Origin of the sequence: Lysinibacillus sp. NPDC093197, assembly GCF_044754025.1 — a bacterium.
In the GTDB taxonomy this organism is placed as follows: Bacteria; Bacillota; Bacilli; order Bacillales_A; family Planococcaceae; genus Lysinibacillus.
In genome coordinates this window covers 458,014-475,296 of record NZ_JBIVOH010000002.1, presented here as the reverse complement: position 1 = coordinate 475,296, position 17,283 = coordinate 458,014, and the positions used below count along the sequence as shown (strand labels likewise).

Below are 17,283 nucleotides of genomic sequence, written 5' to 3'. Positions count from 1 at the left end.
AAGGAGGGGACACTATGCATCGCGGAAAAGGAATGAAATTTGTCGGCGATTCTCGTATTAAAGCGAATCACAGAATGCCGAACGTTCCAAAGGATTATTCCGAATATCCAGGTAAAACTGAAGCTTTCTGGCCGAACTTCTTACTAAAAGAATGGATGGTAGGTGCTGTTTTCTTAATCGCTTATTTATTGTTAACAGTCGCTCACCCATCTCCACTTGAAGGGCCAGCTGATCCAACAAGAGCATACACGCCATTACCGGACTGGTACTTCTTATTCATGTACCAACTCTTAAAATACTCATTTGCTTCTGGTCCATATAATGTTATCGGAGCAATTGTCATTCCAGGTCTAGCATTTGGAGCGCTATTATTAATGCCATTTTTAGATAAGAGTCCAGAACGCCGTCCGTCTAAACGCCCGTTACCAACTGCGTTTATGTTATTAACATTGGCTGCTATGTTCTATTTAACTTGGGAGTCAGTTGTAAATCATGACTGGGAAGCTCAAAAAATTCAAGGTGCTATCGTGGAAACTGTAGAGTTCGATAAAGGCTCAGAAGGTTACCAAATCTATGCTGGCTCTGCATGTATTACATGTCATGGTGAAGGCTTAGAAGGTGGTGCTGGTGCGCCAACACTTATGAATACAGGCTTAACAGCTGATGAAATTAAAGACATTGCCCACAATGGTTCACCAAGTGGTAAAATGCCAGCAGGTTTATGGACAGGATCTGATGAAGATCTTCAAAAGCTAGCTGAATTTATCGAAAGCTTAAAAGCTGAATAATGTTAAAAAGAGTCGGGAAACTGACTCTTTTTTTCTAGCTTTTATTAAACATTTAGCACATAGGTTTGATATAATTAATTAGGAAAGTCTATGGATAAAACTTTATTTTGCAATGAGCCACTTGTTGTAACATAAAAGTGCCATAGAGGCTTAGCCGCCAAAAAATACATAAAAGTTAAAGAAAAAGACATCTTAGTATGGACGGATAGTAAAGGAGTTTTAATCATGCAAATGACACGTGCAAATATTTGGTACCTCCTTACGCATAAAACATTTTTAATAGTATTACTACTTATTAACTTATTAGGAACGATTTACGGCTATTATTGGTATGGCTGGCAATTAGCGATTACGAAGCCGATTTTTTATATTTTTGTACCAGATAGTCCGACTGCTAGTTTGTTTTTTTGTTTTGTGCTGTTGGCATGGATATTAGGAAAAAGATGGCCATTAATGGAAGTGTTAGCACTTGTCACATTAGTTAAATATGGTATTTGGGCAGATGTAATGAATCTCTGGACTCTCGTTGAAACAGGCTACATCGGCTGGCAAGGCTGGATGCTTATCGGCTCACATTTTGCGATGGCATTCCAAGGCGTCCTTTACATCGGTAAATATGTATTTTCATATTGGCATGTTGTGGTTGCAGCTGTATGGACATTGCATAATGATGTCATAGACTATGTATTTGGGCAAATGCCAATGTATCGTGATTTAGCTGAATATACAAGTGCCATTGGATATTTTACTTTTTGGTTATCAATTGCTTGTATTTTTATCGCTATTTTCTCAATTAGGTGGCGCAAATATTTGCCCAATTAGGGAAATCTCTATAGAATTATAGTATCGAGGTAGAAAGGGGTTAGAAAATTGTCAACAGGCATGTATATTGTTTATTTTGCGATTATTATGCTACTGCCATTGTACGCTCAAATGAAGGTAAAAGGTACGTATAATAAGTTTGCAAAGGAACGTACCATGAAGGGACAAACTGGTGCTGAGGTAGCAAGGGCGATCTTAGATGCGAACGGCTTGTACGATGTGCGAGTTGTGCCAACACAAGGTGTGTTATCTGATCACTACAACCCTGCGACAAAAACAGTCGCATTATCAGAAAGTAACTTTTATGAGGCAAGTGTAGCAGGTGCAGCAGTTGCTGCCCACGAAGTAGGCCATGCGATACAGCATAAAGAGGCATATTCAATGCTTACTTTACGTAGTAAGCTAGTTCCAGTTGCGAATATTTCATCTGGCTTCTCTTGGGTTTTCGTTATGATCGGGATTTTTTCAGGTTTATCTAATATGTTATTGTTAGGTATCGTCTTATTAGCAGCAGGCGTAGTGTTCCAATTAGTAACATTACCAGTTGAGTTCGACGCATCAAAGCGTGCTCTCGTGCAAATGAATTCACTTGGTATTATTACGAATGAAGAGGAACGTCCAGCACGTAAAGTGTTAAGTGCCGCTGCGTTAACTTATGTAGCTGCTACAGCAGTAGCTGTTTTAGAATTATTACGATTAATTTTAATCTTTACAAATATGCGTAATGACGACTAAGAAAAACTTGTTATAGTGGGATGACCACTATAACAAGCTTTTTTATTTGTATGATAAATCGCCGGTAGGACAGGGGAAATCGCCGATAGAAGTCCATAAATCGCCGGTAGGACAGGGGAAATCGCCGATAGAAGTCTATGAATCGCCGGTAGGACAAAAGAAATCGCCGATAGAAATCCATGAACCTGTTGAAAGCAACCGCCGTAGCGTACAATATCGTGTTTAGCAGCAAAAAGTGTTAGATTGAATTAGCATCAATCTAACACTTTTGCTCTTTTGCCTATTCTTAATGTAATGGTTGTTTTTGATCGTCGAGCGTGAAGCCTTCTCCAGCAACATCTCGAACTTCAGAAATAGAGACGAAGGCATGAGGATCGACCTCATGGATAATCGATTTTAAACGTACAACTTCATTGCGTCCAACAACGCAGTATATCACTTCTTTTTCCTGCTTAGTAAAGTGACCATGTCCTTCTAAAATCGTCACGCCTCTTTCCATACGTAACGAAATCAAATCTGCAATTGTGCTAGACTTCTCCGAAATAATGAGTGCTCCGCGCCCTGCATAGGCTCCGTCTTGAACAAAATCGATGACGCGTGCGCCTACGAACACTGCGACAAGCGTATACATCATAGAACGTGCATCTAAAAATGTTAGCCATGATAATAGTATAACAATAGCATCGAACATGAACATTGTTTTTCCCATACTCCAGCCTAGATATTTATGGCCTAGACGTGCTAATATATCCACACCGCCCGTAGTGCCACCATAGCGGAAAACAATACCGAGCCCTAGTCCAACGAAAACACCCGCAAACAATGCTACGAGGAATAAATCATCCTCTAAGTGAATTGTGAACTGATATTTCTGAAAGATTTTCAGGAAAATGGATACTGAAATTGTACCTATTAATGTGTAAATAAAAGATTTTTTACCAAGTAGACGCCAACCTAAAATAAACATTGGAATATTCAATATTAAATTAAGTAATGCAGGATCCCAACCTAGTGTAAAATAAAGAACAAGGGTAATCCCACTAAAACCACCTTCACCTAGCTGATTTTGCATGTTAAAGTGTACAAAACCAAAGCTAAAAATGGCTGCTCCGAGCATTATTGCGATAATATTACGAATTCTGATCTGTTTAAACATAAGACCTCCTGTAATTCCTAACTATGAAGTAGTGGTTTTATTATCTGTTATTTTATTGTTTTTGACAACAATGGTGTAAATTTTATACGATGGTAAATAGGAGTGTGATATTGGATGACAGAACAGATAACGATGCAAGCCTTGCAAAAACGTGTGGATGATTATATAGGGCAATTTAAGGAAGGTTATTTCCCTCCTTTTGAACTACTCGCACGTTTAACGGAGGAGCTTGGAGAATTGTCACGCGAAGTGCAAGACGTTTACGGACAGAAAAAGAAAAAAAGCACTGAAGAAACGAATAGTATTGAAGAAGAATTAGGTGACTTTTTCTTTGTTTTAGTATGCTTTGCTAATGCACAAGGTATAAAATTAGATGAGGCACTTTTACGCGTCATACATAAATTTGAAACGAGAGATAAGGATCGCTGGACAAGAAAGGAAGAGGAATAATGTCGATTCGTGTAGCAATTGCAGGGCCAAGAGGAAAAATGGGAGCTGAAGCTGTACATACAGTTATGAAACATGCCAAAATGGAGTTAGTAGCTGTACTAGATTATAAAGAGGTTGGCCAGACATTAGCTGATTTAGAAATGTTCCCAGCAAGCTATACAGCACCAATATTTACAGATATGAACGAGCTAGTAGAAGCGACTGCCCCTGACGTTTTAGTAGATTTAACGAATCCACATGCAGTATATAATCATACAAAAGAGGCTTTAAATTTAAATGTACGACCGGTTATTGGCACAACTGGTTTTACAGATGCTCAGCTTGAAGAATTATCAGCACTTGCTAATGAGAAGGAGTTAGGCTGCATTATCGCACCAAACTTTGCAATTGGGGCAATCCTGATGATGAAATTTGCTAAAGAAGCAGCAAAATACTTACCAGATGTAGAAATCATTGAAATGCACCATGACCAAAAGTTGGATGCGCCATCTGGTACTGGTGTCAAAACAGCACAACTGATCCAAGAGGTGCGAGCACAAAAAACGCAAGGTCATCCACAGGAAAAAGAAACGATTGAAGGAGCAAGAGGGGCTGATTTTGATGGTATGCGAATTCATTCTGTTCGTTTACCTGGTTTAGTGGCACATCAGCAAGTATTGTTTGGAGGAGACGGTCAACTATTAACAATCCGTCATGACTCATTAAATCGTAACTCCTTTATGTCCGGTGTTGCATTTTGTGTAGAAGAAGTTATGAAAATGGATCAGCTAGTTTATGGTTTAGAAAACATCATCTAAAGAACGGATGGAAAATTTATGAAAATCGCATTAATTGCACATGATCGCAAAAAAGATAATCTAGTACAGTTTGCTATCGCTTACCGTGATATTTTAAATGAACATACACTTTATGCAACAGGTACAACAGGGCAACGTGTTATGGAAGCTACAAGCTTAGAGGTTACACGTTTTCGCTCAGGTCCCCTTGGCGGGGATCAACAAATTGGCGCAATGATTGCCAATAATGATATGGATATGGTCATTTTCTTCCGTGACCCCTTAACAGCACAACCACATGAGCCGGATGTTTCTGCACTTATCCGTCTTTGTGATGTTTACCAAGTGCCACTGGCAACAAATATGGGAACTGCAGAAATACTACTAAAAGGCCTACAAGAGGGCTTTGTGGATTGGAGACTGATTCAAGAAAGACGAGACTAAAAAGACGTGAATTTAGAAAGGATGATTATCGAATGAGAAAGCTAAAAATCGGCATTACCTGTTATCCAACAGTTGGAGGCTCTGGTGTTATTGCAACAGAATTAGGAAAAATGCTTGCAGAGAGAGGGCACGAAATTCATTTCATCACCTCAAGCGTACCATTTCGATTGAATAAAATTTATCCGACCGTCTTTTTCCATGAAGTAGAAGTGAACAATTATTCAGTATTTCAGTATTCGCCGTATGATATTGCATTAGCGAGTAAAATGGCGGACGTGATTAAAGATGAAGGGTTAGACGTACTACATGTACATTATGCAATCCCACATGCCGTATGTGCGGTGCTAGCCCGAGAAATGAGTGGGCAAAATATTGGTATTGTGACAACACTCCATGGCACGGATATTTCCGTACTTGGACAGGATTCTACGCTGTCACAAGCTATCAAATATGGTATTGATAAGTCTGATATTGTAACTGCAGTTTCAGAGTCACTAAAAGAACAAACCTACGAACTTATTGATACTGTAAAGCCAATTGAAACGATTTATAACTTCGTGGATGAGCGTGTCTATCGTCCGCAAGATGCTGGTAACTTAAAAGAGCAGTTTGGCATTCAAGAAGATGAAAAAGTCATCATTCATGTTTCTAACTTCCGTAAAATTAAGAACCTCCCTCATATTATTGATGCGTTTATGAAAATCCGAGGAAATATAAAAGCGAAGCTATTGTTAGTAGGGGATGGACCCGAAAAGCATCGTGTGATGGATCAAGTAAAAGAAAGCCCGTATGTCAAGGACGTCTTATTTTTAGGTAAACAAGAAAATTTAGATGAATTGTACGCTATTAGTGATCTGAAGCTATTACTGTCACAACAGGAATCTTTTGGACTTGTATTGCTTGAAGCAATGGCTTGTGGTGTGCCATGTATTGGTACGACCGTTGGTGGAATACCAGAAGTCATTGATCATGGTGTAGATGGCTATTTAGTGGAATTAGGCGATACGGATGCTGTAGCTGACTATGCTGTTCAGTTATTGAACGATGAAGATAAGCTACTTCGTTTCCGCGAAGCAGCGATGCGAGCAGTTAGTGAAAAATTCCACTCATCTAAAATTGTCGAGCAGTATGAACAACTGTATGAAAAGGTTGCTGAAAAAAACCATGCAAAACAATAAAGAATGGCAAGCTGCTTTCTCAGTTATTGAACAATTAGAGGAAGCAGGCTTTGAGGCAGTTGTCGTAGGCGGAGCTGTGCGAGACGCCCTATTAAATCGTCAAGCACATGATGTAGACGTAGCGACAAATGCATTGCCACAAGAAGTTAAAACTGTTTTTAATCGTACCGTTGATATTGGTATTCAACATGGCACCGTGCTAGTTCTTGAGCCAACAGCACCAGTTGAAGTTACAACGTATCGCACAGATGGAGAGTATACTGATCATCGAAGACCTGAGGAAGTCCATTTTGTAAGGTCCCTGAAAGAGGATTTACAGCGCCGTGATTTTACGATGAATGCAATAGCTATGCGTCGAGATGGCACGTTTGTAGATTATTATAATGGGCAGCGTGATATTGAGTCTGGCGTTATTCGAGCAGTAGGAGAAGCAAAAGTGCGTTTTGCTGAGGATGCCTTACGAATGCTAAGGGCTGTGCGTTTTTCAGCACAGCTTGGCTTTACGATCGAAGCTGAGACACTTCAGGCAATACAGGAAAAGGCTTCAGATATTGCCTGGGTGGCCAAAGAGCGCATTAAGGCTGAACTTGATAAGCTGTGGGTAGGGAAAGATGTTTATAATGGCATTAAAAAGCTTGAAGAAAGTGGCTTAGTGTCCTATTTGCAAGGTGACTTCCAAGTCGAACAATGGCAAGGCTTTTCTGTACAAAATGCAACTTGCGGTTGGGCGTATTTTGCTCTTATACAAGGTGACCAATGGCAGGAAGTGTTGCGTGCCTATCGTTTATCGAATAAGGAAATGGCATTTGTTAAGGCTGTTTTAGGTGCGTTCCATGCGTTACAAAAGGGCTGGACAAGTATGGACTATTTTACGTATTCGCTAGAGGAGCTCGAAGCAGCACAATACTTTGCACAGTTGAAAGAGCTAATGAACCACTCGCAGCAAAGCATACGGGAGGTTCAGGCAAGCTTACCTATAAGACATCGCCAAGAGCTTGTAGTGAATGGAATGGATTTATTGCAATGGTCAGGACAAAAACGGGGACCATGGTTAAAAGAAGCTTTGCAATTAATATTAACGGCCGTTGTGAATGGGGAACTTACTAATGAGCAAAACCACATTAAGGATTGGTTTGAGCGCGAGTATGACCATAAAGGATAAATAGTTGATTTTATAATGAAAATAGTGCAAGTGACAAAAAGTGACCATTGAAATTTCGTCATTACAAGGTCACTTGCTTTATTTTTTTATTAGCATTTTGAGTGAAAACTAGAAACGATTTATACATATACAAAATTTCAATCAAGGTGGGGTGGATGATGATTGACCATCTAATAGGAGAGAGAGTTATACTGAGAGAGTTAGAGCAACACGATTGGAAAGCTGTACATGAATATGCATCTCAACCAATTGTTTGCCAATATCAACCATGGGGTCCTAATTCCGAAAAAGAGTCATATGAGTTTGTCACGCAAGTAATGTTGGAAGCTACAAACATGCCAAGAAGTCGCTTTGTTTTTGCTGTTATGGCAAAGGAACGGTTTATCGGTGCTGGGGAAATTAATATTCGAGATTTTACGAATAGACAAGGTGAGATTGGCTATATTATTCACCCAGACTATTGGGCAAAGGGGTATGCTACAGAAGTATCGAAGCTACTAATTGAATTTGGATTTAGTACATTAAATTTACACCGTATTTTTGCAACTTGTGACCCGAGAAATTTAGGCTCTGCAAAAGGGTTAGAAAAAATCGGCATGACTCAAGAAGGTAAATTACGACAAGATTTGTTATTAAGAGATGGCTGGCGAGATTCCCTTTTATACAGTATTTTAAAGCATGAATGGTAAATCTTATTGCATCTCTTGCTAACGAGACAAGTTCGTTATAGATGATATATTTGAAATGCCACTGTTGTGATTAGGTGCAATGAAGAAAAATACTAAAGGATTGGTTTGAGTATGAGTATGTCCATGAAGGATGAAATTTTAAAAAGATTATTAGCAGCTAGCGGTGAGGCAGTTTCAGGACAAGACTTGGCAGATTCACTAGGGGTGTCGCGTACTGCAATTTGGAAGCATATGCAGACGTTACAGGAGGAAGGCTACACTTTTGAAACGGTTAAGAAAAAAGGCTATGTGTTAACTGGTGTGCCGAATAGCTTAAGTCCAACACAATTAGAATTATTTTTAAAAACAGAGCGGTTAGGACGACAAATTCACTATTTTGATGTCGTGGATTCTACACAAATAATTGCGCATAAGCTAGCACAAGAAGGTGCCCCAGATGGAACGATTGTTATTGGTGAAGAACAAACGGCAGGGCGCGGTCGCATGTCTAGACCATGGGAATCAGCAAAAGGTACAGGTATTTGGATGACCATTATATTACGACCCGATGTATCACCACAGCAAGCATCTTCATTTACACTTGTCGTTGCCGTTGCAGTTACAATGGCCATTAAAACATTATATAAACATGTAGAGCCTGCAATAAAATGGCCAAATGATTTACTGATAAACGGCAAAAAATGTACAGGGATTTTAACAGAAATGCAGGCAGAGGCAGACCTTGTACAAGCTTTACTTGTTGGGATCGGTATCAATGCTAACCAGCAAGAAAAAGATTTTTCTCCTGACATCGCAAATATTGCCACATCGCTACGCATAGCTGCAGGAGAGGAAATTAATCGTGCTGCACTTGTCGCAACGATTTTACAATATTTAGAGCAGTTTACTGAGCTATTCGTAAAAGAGGGCTTCTCCAGTATTAAAGAGCTATGGGAGCAAATGTCATGCACAATAGGACAACGTATCGAAGTGACGACTTTACGAGAACGTTTTGAAGGCATTGCTAGCGGCATTACAGATGAAGGTGTGTTACAGCTAACATTAAATGATGGTACAATTCGAACAATTTATTCGGGGGATATTAAAATTTTATAAAAAATTAAATTACTCGACAATGCTTTTTGAAACAGGGGTAAAAGATAACTCTAGCGAAAAGCGACCGTTGTACCGGCCATGCCATTAACGGCATAGCAAAAAAGAGTTAGATTGATTGCAATCAATCTAACTCTTTTTTTATTTTATACCAGCATCTTGTTATCATTTTAGAGATAATGCTATATCTCCATGTAAAAGTGAAACGCTTAGCTGATTTTCTCCTGCAAGGAGCTGAGAAACCTTACTATTTTGCGAACTATCATTTACTGAAATATCTCCGAAGCTTGTATTCAATTCGAAACCTACATCACTTTTTTTATTGTCTAAGTGTAGCAAAGTATCTCCAAAGCTAGAGGTGATGTTGGATTGACCGTTCAGTGTCCCATTAATAGTAATATCCCCATGTTCACTTTCAACAACAAGACCGCTACTTTTAAATTGCTTGAGTGTTAAATCACCGAAAGACTGAGTAATCTCCGTTTTTTCTCCTGCAATATTCTTCAGTAGAATATCTCCATAATCTTCATTAAGGCTTAATTGCTTGTAATCGAATCCTTTAAGCGTTGTATCGCCAAAATTACTGTCAATAACTATGGAATTTAATTTTGTATCTTTTGGAACAGTAATTTTTATGGAAGGTGATTTGAATGTCCCGATGCCAATCGTCATACCGCTTTTTCTTTTACTTTTCGTTTCAACGGTCAAAGTGCCATCTTTCATACTATAAGTTACGTCCGTATTTTTCATAACGTTTGTTTCTAATGTATAGCTATCTGACTGAAGTATTTCAACATCCCCGTAGTCATTGTTTATGTGTAGATCTGTAAATGCTTCAAGTGCATAAAAATTATTTTCGAGCCCATTTTTTGCTGGGACAGTGAAGCCATTATCTTCTTTTATGATAAACCATCTTCCTCCAGAGGAAAAACCAATTACGGCAAGTAAAATACCTAAAGTAATCATACTAAGCGCAATGAGCTTATATCGCGAAATCATTTAAAATCCCCCTTTACGCTTTTTTGTAATTTTACGGAATAAACTTGCCAATACTTCCACACAAACAAGACCAATTTTCTTAATCAAGCGTGCTACGGCAGGGAAAAGTAAAACACCCAATCCTGTTACAATTAGTCCTATTCCCATAAAGAGCAATGCTGTTGGCCAGTGCTCTGTTAAAACAAAGAAGCCTGCAATGAGTGCCACAACACCGCCTAAAAAGATGCTTAGAACTGTTGCAACAATCGCCACAACAACGCTAAAAATGACTGCTCCAACCGATATCATAAGTGCTACCGCAACTGCTAGTATTGGTAAAGATAATGGTGCCGACAATATTGCAAGAATAATGAGCCAAATAGCGGTCATATTTTTCTTTGTAGAAGCGGGTGTTGCATCTAAATCCTTTAAAGCAAAGTCAGCCATTATTTGTGAAGCAACAACAGAGGGAGAACCTAGTTGTGAAATGACTTGCTGCTCATTTTCTGCGCCTGCTTCATCAAAATACTCTTCATAATAGACAAGCGCAGCATTTAGCTCATGCGCAGGAAGCCGACTTAATTTGCCTCGTAGCTTTTTTAAATAGCTTACTCTATCCATCTAATTTCCCTCCTAAAAGTACACAGTCAACTTTTTGCTTATACATTTGCCACTCCTGTAAAAGCTCTAGCAATCGTATACGCCCTTGCTCGGTTATTTGATAATACCGTCTATTTCTCCCTTGGTAGGGCTGGTCATATGTTGTTAGGTAGTTTGCTTTTTGTAAACGGCGTAAAACCGGATACAGCGTTGATTCGGATATATCCATCACAGATTGTACCTGCTGTGTTAATGAGTAGCCGTATGCATCCTCCTTATCAACAATCGCAAGTACACAAGCATCGAGTAATGCGGAGCCTAGCTGAAATGTCATCTTTCCACCTCACATTCAATTACCTATACAAGGTTTTATAATATATGCTGTATAGTATGCTGATAGTATATGACGTATAATATGTGTTTGTCAATTTTTGTGAAAAAATGTTCGAACGAAATACTAGGGGAAGTCCATTGCTAGAAAAAAATATTTGAAGATTAATTGGAATCTGTTATAGTAGTGCTGAAGGGCAGTATCCTTTGTGAACGGCACCTTCAAAAGCAATTTACAAATTACAACAAATATCTGCCTTGATCTTTATAGACAGGGACGGAAGAAAACGATGCGTTCAAAATTTAACTTGATTAAGTAGAAATAGCCTAACTATAAAAGTTGAAATGGCTGGTTTCTATTTGTTTAAATGAAGTTAAAACCTCATCGTCATGTCACGGATTTTTAGTTGCATAGCAAACAAAATCCTGCTGGTATGTTAACAACAATGAGGTAAAACGGTTCTGAACGAACACATGACCTTTCTGTCCATTTTAAGGAATAGAAAGGTCTTTTTGTTTTTTTCCTTAAAAAAAGGAGGACTACACAATGAAGACGACATCAGATTTTTTAAAAATGAAAGCAGCAGGAGAGAAAATCGTCATGTTAACAGCGTACGATTACCCTTCCGCAACATTTGCAGAAGAAGCAGGCGTTGAAATGATTCTCGTAGGGGATTCGCTTGGAATGGTAGTGCTTGGTTACCCTTCAACGATGCCAGTTACCGTAGCGGATATGGTTCACCATGCAAAAGCTGTCCGTCGAGGGGCAAAAAATACGTTTGTTATCGTGGATATGCCATTTGGGTCTTATCAAGGTGATATTAACGACACTTTAAAAACTGCGGTATCTATGATGCAGGAGACTGGTGCAGATGCTCTTAAGCTAGAGGGTGCGGGGGATGTACTGCCGGTTATAAGTAAATTAACATCAGCAGGGATCCCGGTCGTTGCGCACTTAGGCTTGCAACCGCAATTAGCAGGAGTGCTTGGGGGCTATAAGGTACAAGGGAAGACAGCCGAACAGGCAAAACAACTTATTGAGGATGCCAAAAAGTGTGAAGCTGCGGGCGCTTGTGCAATTGTATTAGAATGTATTCCACACCAGCTAACAGAGCTAGTTTCCGCTGCACTAATTATTCCTACGATTGGCATTGGCGCTGGACTTGAAGCAGATGGACAAGTGTTAGTTTTCCATGACATGCTTAGCTATGGATCACATCATGTACCAAAATTTGTGGAACGCTATGCCGATATGGGAAGTGAAGCAAGTAGTGGTATTGCTAATTTTGTAAATGCAGTGAAGACTGGGACATTCCCTACATTAAACCACTCCTTCACGATGAAGGATGAAGCATTGGATCAGCTATACGGAGGCGTTAAATAAATGAAAGTCATCACGACAATCGAAGCACTAACTGCAGAAATTCAAACAGCTAAGAAAGCGCAAAAAACAATTGGTTTAGTGCCAACGATGGGTTATTTGCATGAAGGCCATTTAACATTAGCGTCAAAAGCACGTGTAGAAAATGACCTTGTTGTTATGAGTATTTTCGTTAATCCGACGCAATTTGGTCCAAACGAGGACTTTGAAAGTTATCCTCGTGATTTAGAACGAGACACGGCTTTAGCACGATCTGTAGGTGTAGATATTGTTTTTGCACCAAGTGTTGAAGAAATATATCCGCATAATGGTGGTATTCGCATCTATGCAGGCGAGCAGGCAACAATTTTATGTGGCGCAAGCCGACCAGGGCATTTTGATGGCGTATTACAGGTCGTATCAATTTTATTTCACTTAACTCAGCCAACCCGTGCGTATTTCGGTCAAAAGGATGCACAGCAAGCGGCTATTATCGCTACGATGATACGTGATTATCATTTCCCGTTAGAAATGCGTGTCGTGCCTATCGTACGTGAGGAGGATGGCTTAGCAAAATCTTCGCGCAATGTCTATTTGAATGCTAAAGATCGAAGTGAAGCACCGGCTATATATGAGGCTTTACAGCTTGCTAGAGATAGCTTTCTAGCAAATGGTGATGCAACTGGGGCACTGGCAAAAGCAAAGGCGCACATCACTGCACGCACACATGGAAAAATTGATTATATTGAATTATTGGCTTACCCAGACCTACTACCAGTAACAGCTCAAACGGAACAAGTCCTTTTAGCAGCTGCTGTCTATATCGGTCAAACGCGATTAATCGATAATTGTATCTTTAATGTGAAAGAAGGAAAATAATATGTTACGCATGATGATGAATAGCAAAATCCACCGTGCTACTGTAACGGAAGCGGATTTAAATTATGTAGGATCCATCACAATTGATGAGGATATTTTAGATGCAGTTGGTATGCTACCAAACGAAAAAGTGCATATCGTAAATAATAATAATGGTGCTCGCTTTGAAACTTATATTATTGCAGGTGAGCGTGGCTCAGGTGTTATTTGTGTAAATGGTGCGGCAGCGCGCCTTGTACAACGCGGAGACATCGTCATTATTATCTCTTATGTTTATGTGGATAATGCAGAGGCAAAAGAACATAAACCAACAGTAGCGATTATGGGAGAAGGTAATACAATAAAAGAAATGATTGCCTACGAGCCTGAAGCAACTATATTGTAGTGCCAGTCACTCACACAATTCTGAAACAATTTTGAAATCAAGCAGCACTGTATGTAGGAAAATTTATTATAACTAAGTAAAAATCCACGAAGACTCCTGCGGGAATAGCACACAATGTAAGACGCAACAGGCGGCGCGATAGCGACGGTTGCGGCTTACATTGTGCCCGCGGAAAGCGAAGTGGATTTTTACGCTTTTAGAAGCCTATGTTTTGCTAGTTGTCTATGTAAAAGTGCCAGTCACTCAGACAATTCTGAAACAATTTTGAAATCAAGCAGCACTGCAAGTAAGAAAATTTATTATAACTAAGTAAAAATCCACGAAGACTCCTGCGGGAATAGCAAACAATGTAAGACGCAACAAGCGGCGCGATAGCGACGGTTGCGGCTTACAATGTGCCCGCGGAAAGTGAAGTGGATTTTTACGCTTTTAGAAGCCTATGTTTTGCTAGTCGTCTATGTAAAAGTGTCAGGCACTCACACAATTCTGAAACAATTTTGGAATTATGTAAAAGTGCCAGTCACTCAAACAATTTTCAAACAATTTTAAGGAGTTTTATGGAAAAACATTAGCGAAAAAGCGTTTTCTTTCATCCAAGATGGTGGAAGGATGACCAGCGCGATGAATTTATGATAAAATTCATCTATCTAATGTGAACTGTGAGTTGAGATGTATGATGGAAAGTCAAAAGTATGCAATTGTTGATTTGGAGACGACAGGTCATTCTCCAGCAAATGGTGACCGTATGATTCAAATTGCCATTGTAATTATGAAGGATTGGGAAATAGAACGAACTTATACAAAATTTATTCATCCAGGTAAATCTATTCCGTCCTTTATACAAGATTTAACGCATATTACGGACGAGGATGTCAAAGATGCCTTGCCGTTCGAGGCACATGCGGACTACATATATGAATTGATTGCCGATTGTGTTTTTGTCGCGCATAATACCGATTTTGACTTATCCTTTTTACAAGCAGAATTCAAACGAGCTGGTTTACCGAAATGGCATGGTAAGAAAATGGATACGGTAGAGCTAGCAAAAATTTTATTCCCTATGTCACTTAGTTTTAAGCTAGGTGATTTAGCAGCGGATTTAAATATTGAACTTGAAAATGCACATAGAGCGGACGATGACGCACTTGCAACAGCTGAGCTTTTTAAACGTAGTTGGAATGAGCTTCTAAAGCTTCCACAGCTAACGCTTGAACAAATGCATAAACGCTCGTTCCGTTTAAAATCTAATTTATCCCAGCTTTTCTTTGAGGCACTACAAATAAAACGCCATCAAAGTTCGACTGATGAACATATTACCTACTATCGCAATTTTGCGATTTGTGATGGTCGTCAAAAACAGGTTTTTAAGCCGGAACTAGCACCTTATCCTCAAACGGCAAAAGACAAAGAAGCAATGATGACAAAGGCTATGCCTAACTTCGAGCAACGACCTGCTCAATTTGCAATGATGGATACGATTTGGCAAGCATTAAACACGAAAGAAGAATGTATTATCGAGGCTTCTACAGGCATCGGTAAAACGGTTGGTTATCTTTTACCTTGTATTTTATATGCACGAGCGCACAATAAAAAGATAGCGATTAGTACGTATACAGCACATTTACAGGAGCAGCTTGTCGAAGAGGAACTACCAAAAATCGAAAAAATTCTTGGCACAAAAGTAAATGTTGCTGTACTTAAAGGCATGCAACATTATATTGACCTCGCACGCTTTGAGCAATGTATAGCATATGCAGATGAATCATATGACGATACCTTTACAATTTTACAATTGCTAGTATGGCTGACAAAAACCCAAACTGGTGTGTTAAGTGAACTTAATGTTTCTGGTGGAGGACAGCTATTTTTAGAAAAAATCCGCAAAATACCTGATGAAAAATCGACAAAAGGCTTTGATTTCTACGAGCAAGCATTAAAAAATAGTGCAACAGCGGATTGCATCGTGACGAATCACTCGATGGTAATTAGTGATTTAGTTCGTCAAACGCCAATTTTTACACAAATCGATGGTTGGATTATTGACGAAGCCCATCAAGTTATTCAAGCAGCTATGCAACAGGATGAAACGGTCTTTTCGTATACACAATGGAAATATGTTTTTGGCCAAATTGGTACAATGGAAGAAACAGCTCTCTTTCAGCAATTTAGTCAGGCTGCCAAGAAGAAGCAGCGCATTCCGATGCAAAGCTTACAGCAACTAGATAAACAATTTATACGTCTACAGCGTGTGTTTGACGAAACAATCCAGCGTGTAGTACAAAAAGTACAACAGCAAATTAAAGGCAAACAAACAAGTAGCAAGTGTACACTGTTTTTAGAGGATGTATTACTTGCAAAAGAGCCACTTTTACAAGTAAGCAAACTATTACAGCAATGGCTAGACCTTGCAGTAGATGCTGGAAAAGCTTTTGAAAATAATATTGAGCAATTAGACAAAAATGAAGTATTTATATTATCCGAGTGGCATTATTGGATTCGTGAAATGAAGCTAAGAATTGCTGAATGGGAGGAAATTTTCCTTTTACCACAGGATGATAATTCAGTGTGGTTTGAGTTTGATTTGCGCAGTGTACCAGGGAGTCTACATGTTTATAAAAAGCCAGTAAATGTCACACCAATAATTGAAAAGGTACTTGCACCACTCCGTAATCAAGCAAGTATCGTCTGGACTTCAGGAACATTAACTGTACCAGGCAATGAACGTTTTATTACACGTCAGCTAGGTATTTCAGACAGTGTGCATGTCGTACAGTTACAGGCACCTCCTTCGTATTATGCAGGTGCAAAGGCGTTTATCGTCACAGATATGCCGGACATTCAAAAAGTTACACAGGCGGAATATATTGAGGCAGTTGCGCACGCCATTACACGTACAGTTCGCATGACAGAAGGCCGCTGCTTTGTCTTATTTACTGCACAAGATATGCTGCGAAAAACAGTTGAACTAATACAAGATAGTGAACTACTCGATGACTATATGCTCTTTGCACAAGGTGTTACAGGTGGTAGTCGGATGCGTATTCTCAAATCGTTTCAGAAATTTAGCCAGGCAGTGTTATTTGGAACAAATAGCTTTTGGGAAGGAGTAGACGTCCCAGGTGACGCACTATCTTCCGTAATCGTTGTACGCCTGCCATTCTCTTCTCCAGAGGAGCCAGTGTTCAAGGCACGTGCCAAACACCTTACAATGCAAGGGCACAACTCCTTTACAGAGCTGTCTTTACCTGAAGCGATTATGCGTTTTAAGCAAGGTTTTGGCCGATTAATCCGTTCTTCGCAAGATAAGGGCGCATTTATTGTGTTAGATCGTCGTATTAGCTCAAAATCGTATGGAAAAGAATTTATTGATGCATTACCACCGATAGATGTGAGAAAACTACAATTACCAGAGCTTTTAAAGGAATTAAGCAATTGGCAAAAATAATAAAAGTCCCTTTT

Annotated in this window: 18 protein-coding genes; 14 read left to right on the top strand and 4 right to left on the bottom strand. The window is 39.4% G+C overall.

What is annotated here, in order from left to right:
• Positions 1-14 precede the first annotated feature (14 nt).
• The 3 genes from ACIP9G_RS08210 to ACIP9G_RS08200 all read left to right on the top strand — a co-directional run bounded on the left by ACIP9G_RS08210 (position 15) and on the right by ACIP9G_RS08200 (position 2,345).
• Positions 15-788 carry a menaquinol-cytochrome c reductase cytochrome b/c subunit gene (locus ACIP9G_RS08210; RefSeq protein WP_340825191.1) on the top strand — a complete coding sequence of 258 codons (774 nt, stop codon included), beginning with the start codon at positions 15-17 and terminating at the stop codon, positions 786-788.
• A gap of 225 nt (positions 789-1,013) precedes the next feature.
• Entirely contained in the window at positions 1,014-1,610 is a 597-nt protein-coding gene (gene lhaT, locus ACIP9G_RS08205) for a lipoprotein heptaprenylglyceryl N-acetyltransferase LhaT (RefSeq protein ID WP_340825189.1), read from the top strand.
• Positions 1,611-1,670: 60 nt separating this feature from the next.
• Positions 1,671-2,345 (top strand): zinc metallopeptidase, encoded by a 675-nt coding sequence (locus tag ACIP9G_RS08200; protein WP_427428250.1) that lies wholly within the window; start codon positions 1,671-1,673, stop codon positions 2,343-2,345.
• A 286-nt stretch (positions 2,346-2,631) separates the two neighbouring features.
• On the opposite strand, the gene ACIP9G_RS08195 is transcribed toward ACIP9G_RS08200, so the two are convergent.
• Positions 2,632-3,501, bottom strand: coding sequence for a YitT family protein (locus tag ACIP9G_RS08195; RefSeq protein ID WP_340825188.1), 870 nt, complete (start codon positions 3,499-3,501; stop codon positions 2,632-2,634).
• Between the two features lie 114 nt (positions 3,502-3,615).
• Here ACIP9G_RS08195 and ACIP9G_RS08190 point away from each other — a divergent pair, with 114 nt between their 5' ends.
• From ACIP9G_RS08190 to ACIP9G_RS08160, 7 genes are all read left to right on the top strand, one after another.
• Entirely contained in the window at positions 3,616-3,951 is a 336-nt protein-coding gene (locus ACIP9G_RS08190) for a nucleotide pyrophosphohydrolase (RefSeq protein ID WP_024364257.1), read from the top strand.
• A complete protein-coding gene (gene dapB, locus ACIP9G_RS08185) occupies positions 3,951-4,748 on the top strand; it encodes a 4-hydroxy-tetrahydrodipicolinate reductase (RefSeq protein ID WP_340825187.1) in 798 nt (265 codons plus the stop codon). The genes ACIP9G_RS08190 and dapB overlap by 1 nt, the downstream gene beginning before the upstream one ends.
• Before the next feature lie 18 nt (positions 4,749-4,766).
• Positions 4,767-5,171, top strand: a complete 405-nt coding sequence (gene mgsA / locus ACIP9G_RS08180) for a methylglyoxal synthase (RefSeq protein ID WP_340825186.1) — start codon at positions 4,767-4,769, stop codon at positions 5,169-5,171.
• Positions 5,172-5,203: 32 nt separating this feature from the next.
• Positions 5,204-6,349, top strand: coding sequence for an N-acetyl-alpha-D-glucosaminyl L-malate synthase BshA (gene bshA, locus ACIP9G_RS08175; protein WP_340825185.1), 1,146 nt, complete (start codon positions 5,204-5,206; stop codon positions 6,347-6,349).
• Positions 6,336-7,511 (top strand): CCA tRNA nucleotidyltransferase, encoded by a 1,176-nt coding sequence (locus ACIP9G_RS08170; RefSeq protein ID WP_401018714.1) that lies wholly within the window; start codon positions 6,336-6,338, stop codon positions 7,509-7,511. The genes bshA and ACIP9G_RS08170 overlap by 14 nt, the downstream gene beginning before the upstream one ends.
• Before the next feature lie 158 nt (positions 7,512-7,669).
• Complete coding sequence (locus tag ACIP9G_RS08165) at positions 7,670-8,200, top strand: GNAT family N-acetyltransferase (protein WP_401019084.1); 531 nt, start codon at positions 7,670-7,672, stop codon at positions 8,198-8,200.
• A gap of 111 nt (positions 8,201-8,311) precedes the next feature.
• Complete coding sequence (locus tag ACIP9G_RS08160; RefSeq protein WP_401018712.1) at positions 8,312-9,295, top strand: biotin--[acetyl-CoA-carboxylase] ligase; 984 nt, start codon at positions 8,312-8,314, stop codon at positions 9,293-9,295.
• Between the two features lie 162 nt (positions 9,296-9,457).
• Here ACIP9G_RS08160 and ACIP9G_RS08155 read toward each other — a convergent pair whose 3' ends face one another.
• From ACIP9G_RS08155 to ACIP9G_RS08145, 3 genes are read right to left on the bottom strand one after another with little or no spacing between them, the layout of a single operon-like run.
• Positions 9,458-10,291 carry a DUF4097 family beta strand repeat-containing protein gene (locus tag ACIP9G_RS08155; protein WP_401018710.1) on the bottom strand — a complete coding sequence of 278 codons (834 nt, stop codon included), beginning with the start codon at positions 10,289-10,291 and terminating at the stop codon, positions 9,458-9,460.
• Complete coding sequence (locus ACIP9G_RS08150; protein ID WP_340825178.1) at positions 10,292-10,891, bottom strand: DUF1700 domain-containing protein; 600 nt, start codon at positions 10,889-10,891, stop codon at positions 10,292-10,294. It abuts the gene before it with no gap.
• Positions 10,884-11,204, bottom strand: a complete 321-nt coding sequence (locus tag ACIP9G_RS08145; protein ID WP_173478483.1) for a PadR family transcriptional regulator — start codon at positions 11,202-11,204, stop codon at positions 10,884-10,886. Before ACIP9G_RS08145 ends, ACIP9G_RS08150 begins: the two co-directional genes overlap by 8 nt.
• A 543-nt stretch (positions 11,205-11,747) precedes the next feature.
• Here ACIP9G_RS08145 and panB point away from each other — a divergent pair.
• From panB to dinG, 4 genes are all read left to right on the top strand, one after another.
• Positions 11,748-12,584: a 3-methyl-2-oxobutanoate hydroxymethyltransferase gene (gene panB / locus ACIP9G_RS08140; RefSeq protein ID WP_340825175.1), complete on the top strand. Its 837-nt coding sequence runs from the start codon at positions 11,748-11,750 to the stop codon at positions 12,582-12,584.
• On the top strand, positions 12,585-13,439 hold the full coding sequence (gene panC, locus ACIP9G_RS08135) for a pantoate--beta-alanine ligase (protein ID WP_401018709.1): 855 nt from the start codon (positions 12,585-12,587) through the stop codon (positions 13,437-13,439). It begins immediately after the preceding gene.
• 1 nt (position 13,440) lies between these two features.
• Entirely contained in the window at positions 13,441-13,824 is a 384-nt protein-coding gene (panD, locus tag ACIP9G_RS08130) for an aspartate 1-decarboxylase (RefSeq protein WP_340825172.1), read from the top strand.
• Positions 13,825-14,497: 673 nt separating this feature from the next.
• Entirely contained in the window at positions 14,498-17,269 is a 2,772-nt protein-coding gene (gene dinG, locus ACIP9G_RS08125) for an ATP-dependent DNA helicase DinG (RefSeq protein WP_401018708.1), read from the top strand.
• The last annotated feature ends 14 nt before the right edge of the window (positions 17,270-17,283 follow it).

Bases quoted from the DNA above. Each gene is read 5' to 3' on its own strand.
- lhaT (WP_340825189.1), top strand. From the start codon at position 1,014: ATGCAAATGACACGTGCAAATATTTGGTACCTCCTTACGCATAAAACA.
- bshA (WP_340825185.1), top strand. From the start codon at position 5,204: ATGAGAAAGCTAAAAATCGGCATTACCTGTTATCCAACAGTTGGAGGC.
- ACIP9G_RS08155 (WP_401018710.1), bottom strand. From the start codon at position 10,291: ATGATTTCGCGATATAAGCTCATTGCGCTTAGTATGATTACTTTAGGT.
- dapB (WP_340825187.1), top strand. From the start codon at position 3,951: ATGTCGATTCGTGTAGCAATTGCAGGGCCAAGAGGAAAAATGGGAGCT.
- panB (WP_340825175.1), top strand. From the start codon at position 11,748: ATGAAGACGACATCAGATTTTTTAAAAATGAAAGCAGCAGGAGAGAAA.
- ACIP9G_RS08200 (WP_427428250.1), top strand. From the start codon at position 1,671: ATGTATATTGTTTATTTTGCGATTATTATGCTACTGCCATTGTACGCT.
- panD (WP_340825172.1), top strand. From the start codon at position 13,441: ATGTTACGCATGATGATGAATAGCAAAATCCACCGTGCTACTGTAACG.
- ACIP9G_RS08190 (WP_024364257.1), top strand. From the start codon at position 3,616: ATGACAGAACAGATAACGATGCAAGCCTTGCAAAAACGTGTGGATGAT.
- panC (WP_401018709.1), top strand. From the start codon at position 12,585: ATGAAAGTCATCACGACAATCGAAGCACTAACTGCAGAAATTCAAACA.
- mgsA (WP_340825186.1), top strand. From the start codon at position 4,767: ATGAAAATCGCATTAATTGCACATGATCGCAAAAAAGATAATCTAGTA.
- ACIP9G_RS08195 (WP_340825188.1), bottom strand. From the start codon at position 3,501: ATGTTTAAACAGATCAGAATTCGTAATATTATCGCAATAATGCTCGGA.
- dinG (WP_401018708.1), top strand. From the start codon at position 14,498: ATGATGGAAAGTCAAAAGTATGCAATTGTTGATTTGGAGACGACAGGT.
- ACIP9G_RS08170 (WP_401018714.1), top strand. From the start codon at position 6,336: ATGCAAAACAATAAAGAATGGCAAGCTGCTTTCTCAGTTATTGAACAA.
- ACIP9G_RS08150 (WP_340825178.1), bottom strand. From the start codon at position 10,891: ATGGATAGAGTAAGCTATTTAAAAAAGCTACGAGGCAAATTAAGTCGG.
- ACIP9G_RS08145 (WP_173478483.1), bottom strand. From the start codon at position 11,204: ATGACATTTCAGCTAGGCTCCGCATTACTCGATGCTTGTGTACTTGCG.
- ACIP9G_RS08160 (WP_401018712.1), top strand. From the start codon at position 8,312: ATGAGTATGTCCATGAAGGATGAAATTTTAAAAAGATTATTAGCAGCT.
- ACIP9G_RS08165 (WP_401019084.1), top strand. From the start codon at position 7,670: ATGATTGACCATCTAATAGGAGAGAGAGTTATACTGAGAGAGTTAGAG.
- ACIP9G_RS08210 (WP_340825191.1), top strand. From the start codon at position 15: ATGCATCGCGGAAAAGGAATGAAATTTGTCGGCGATTCTCGTATTAAA.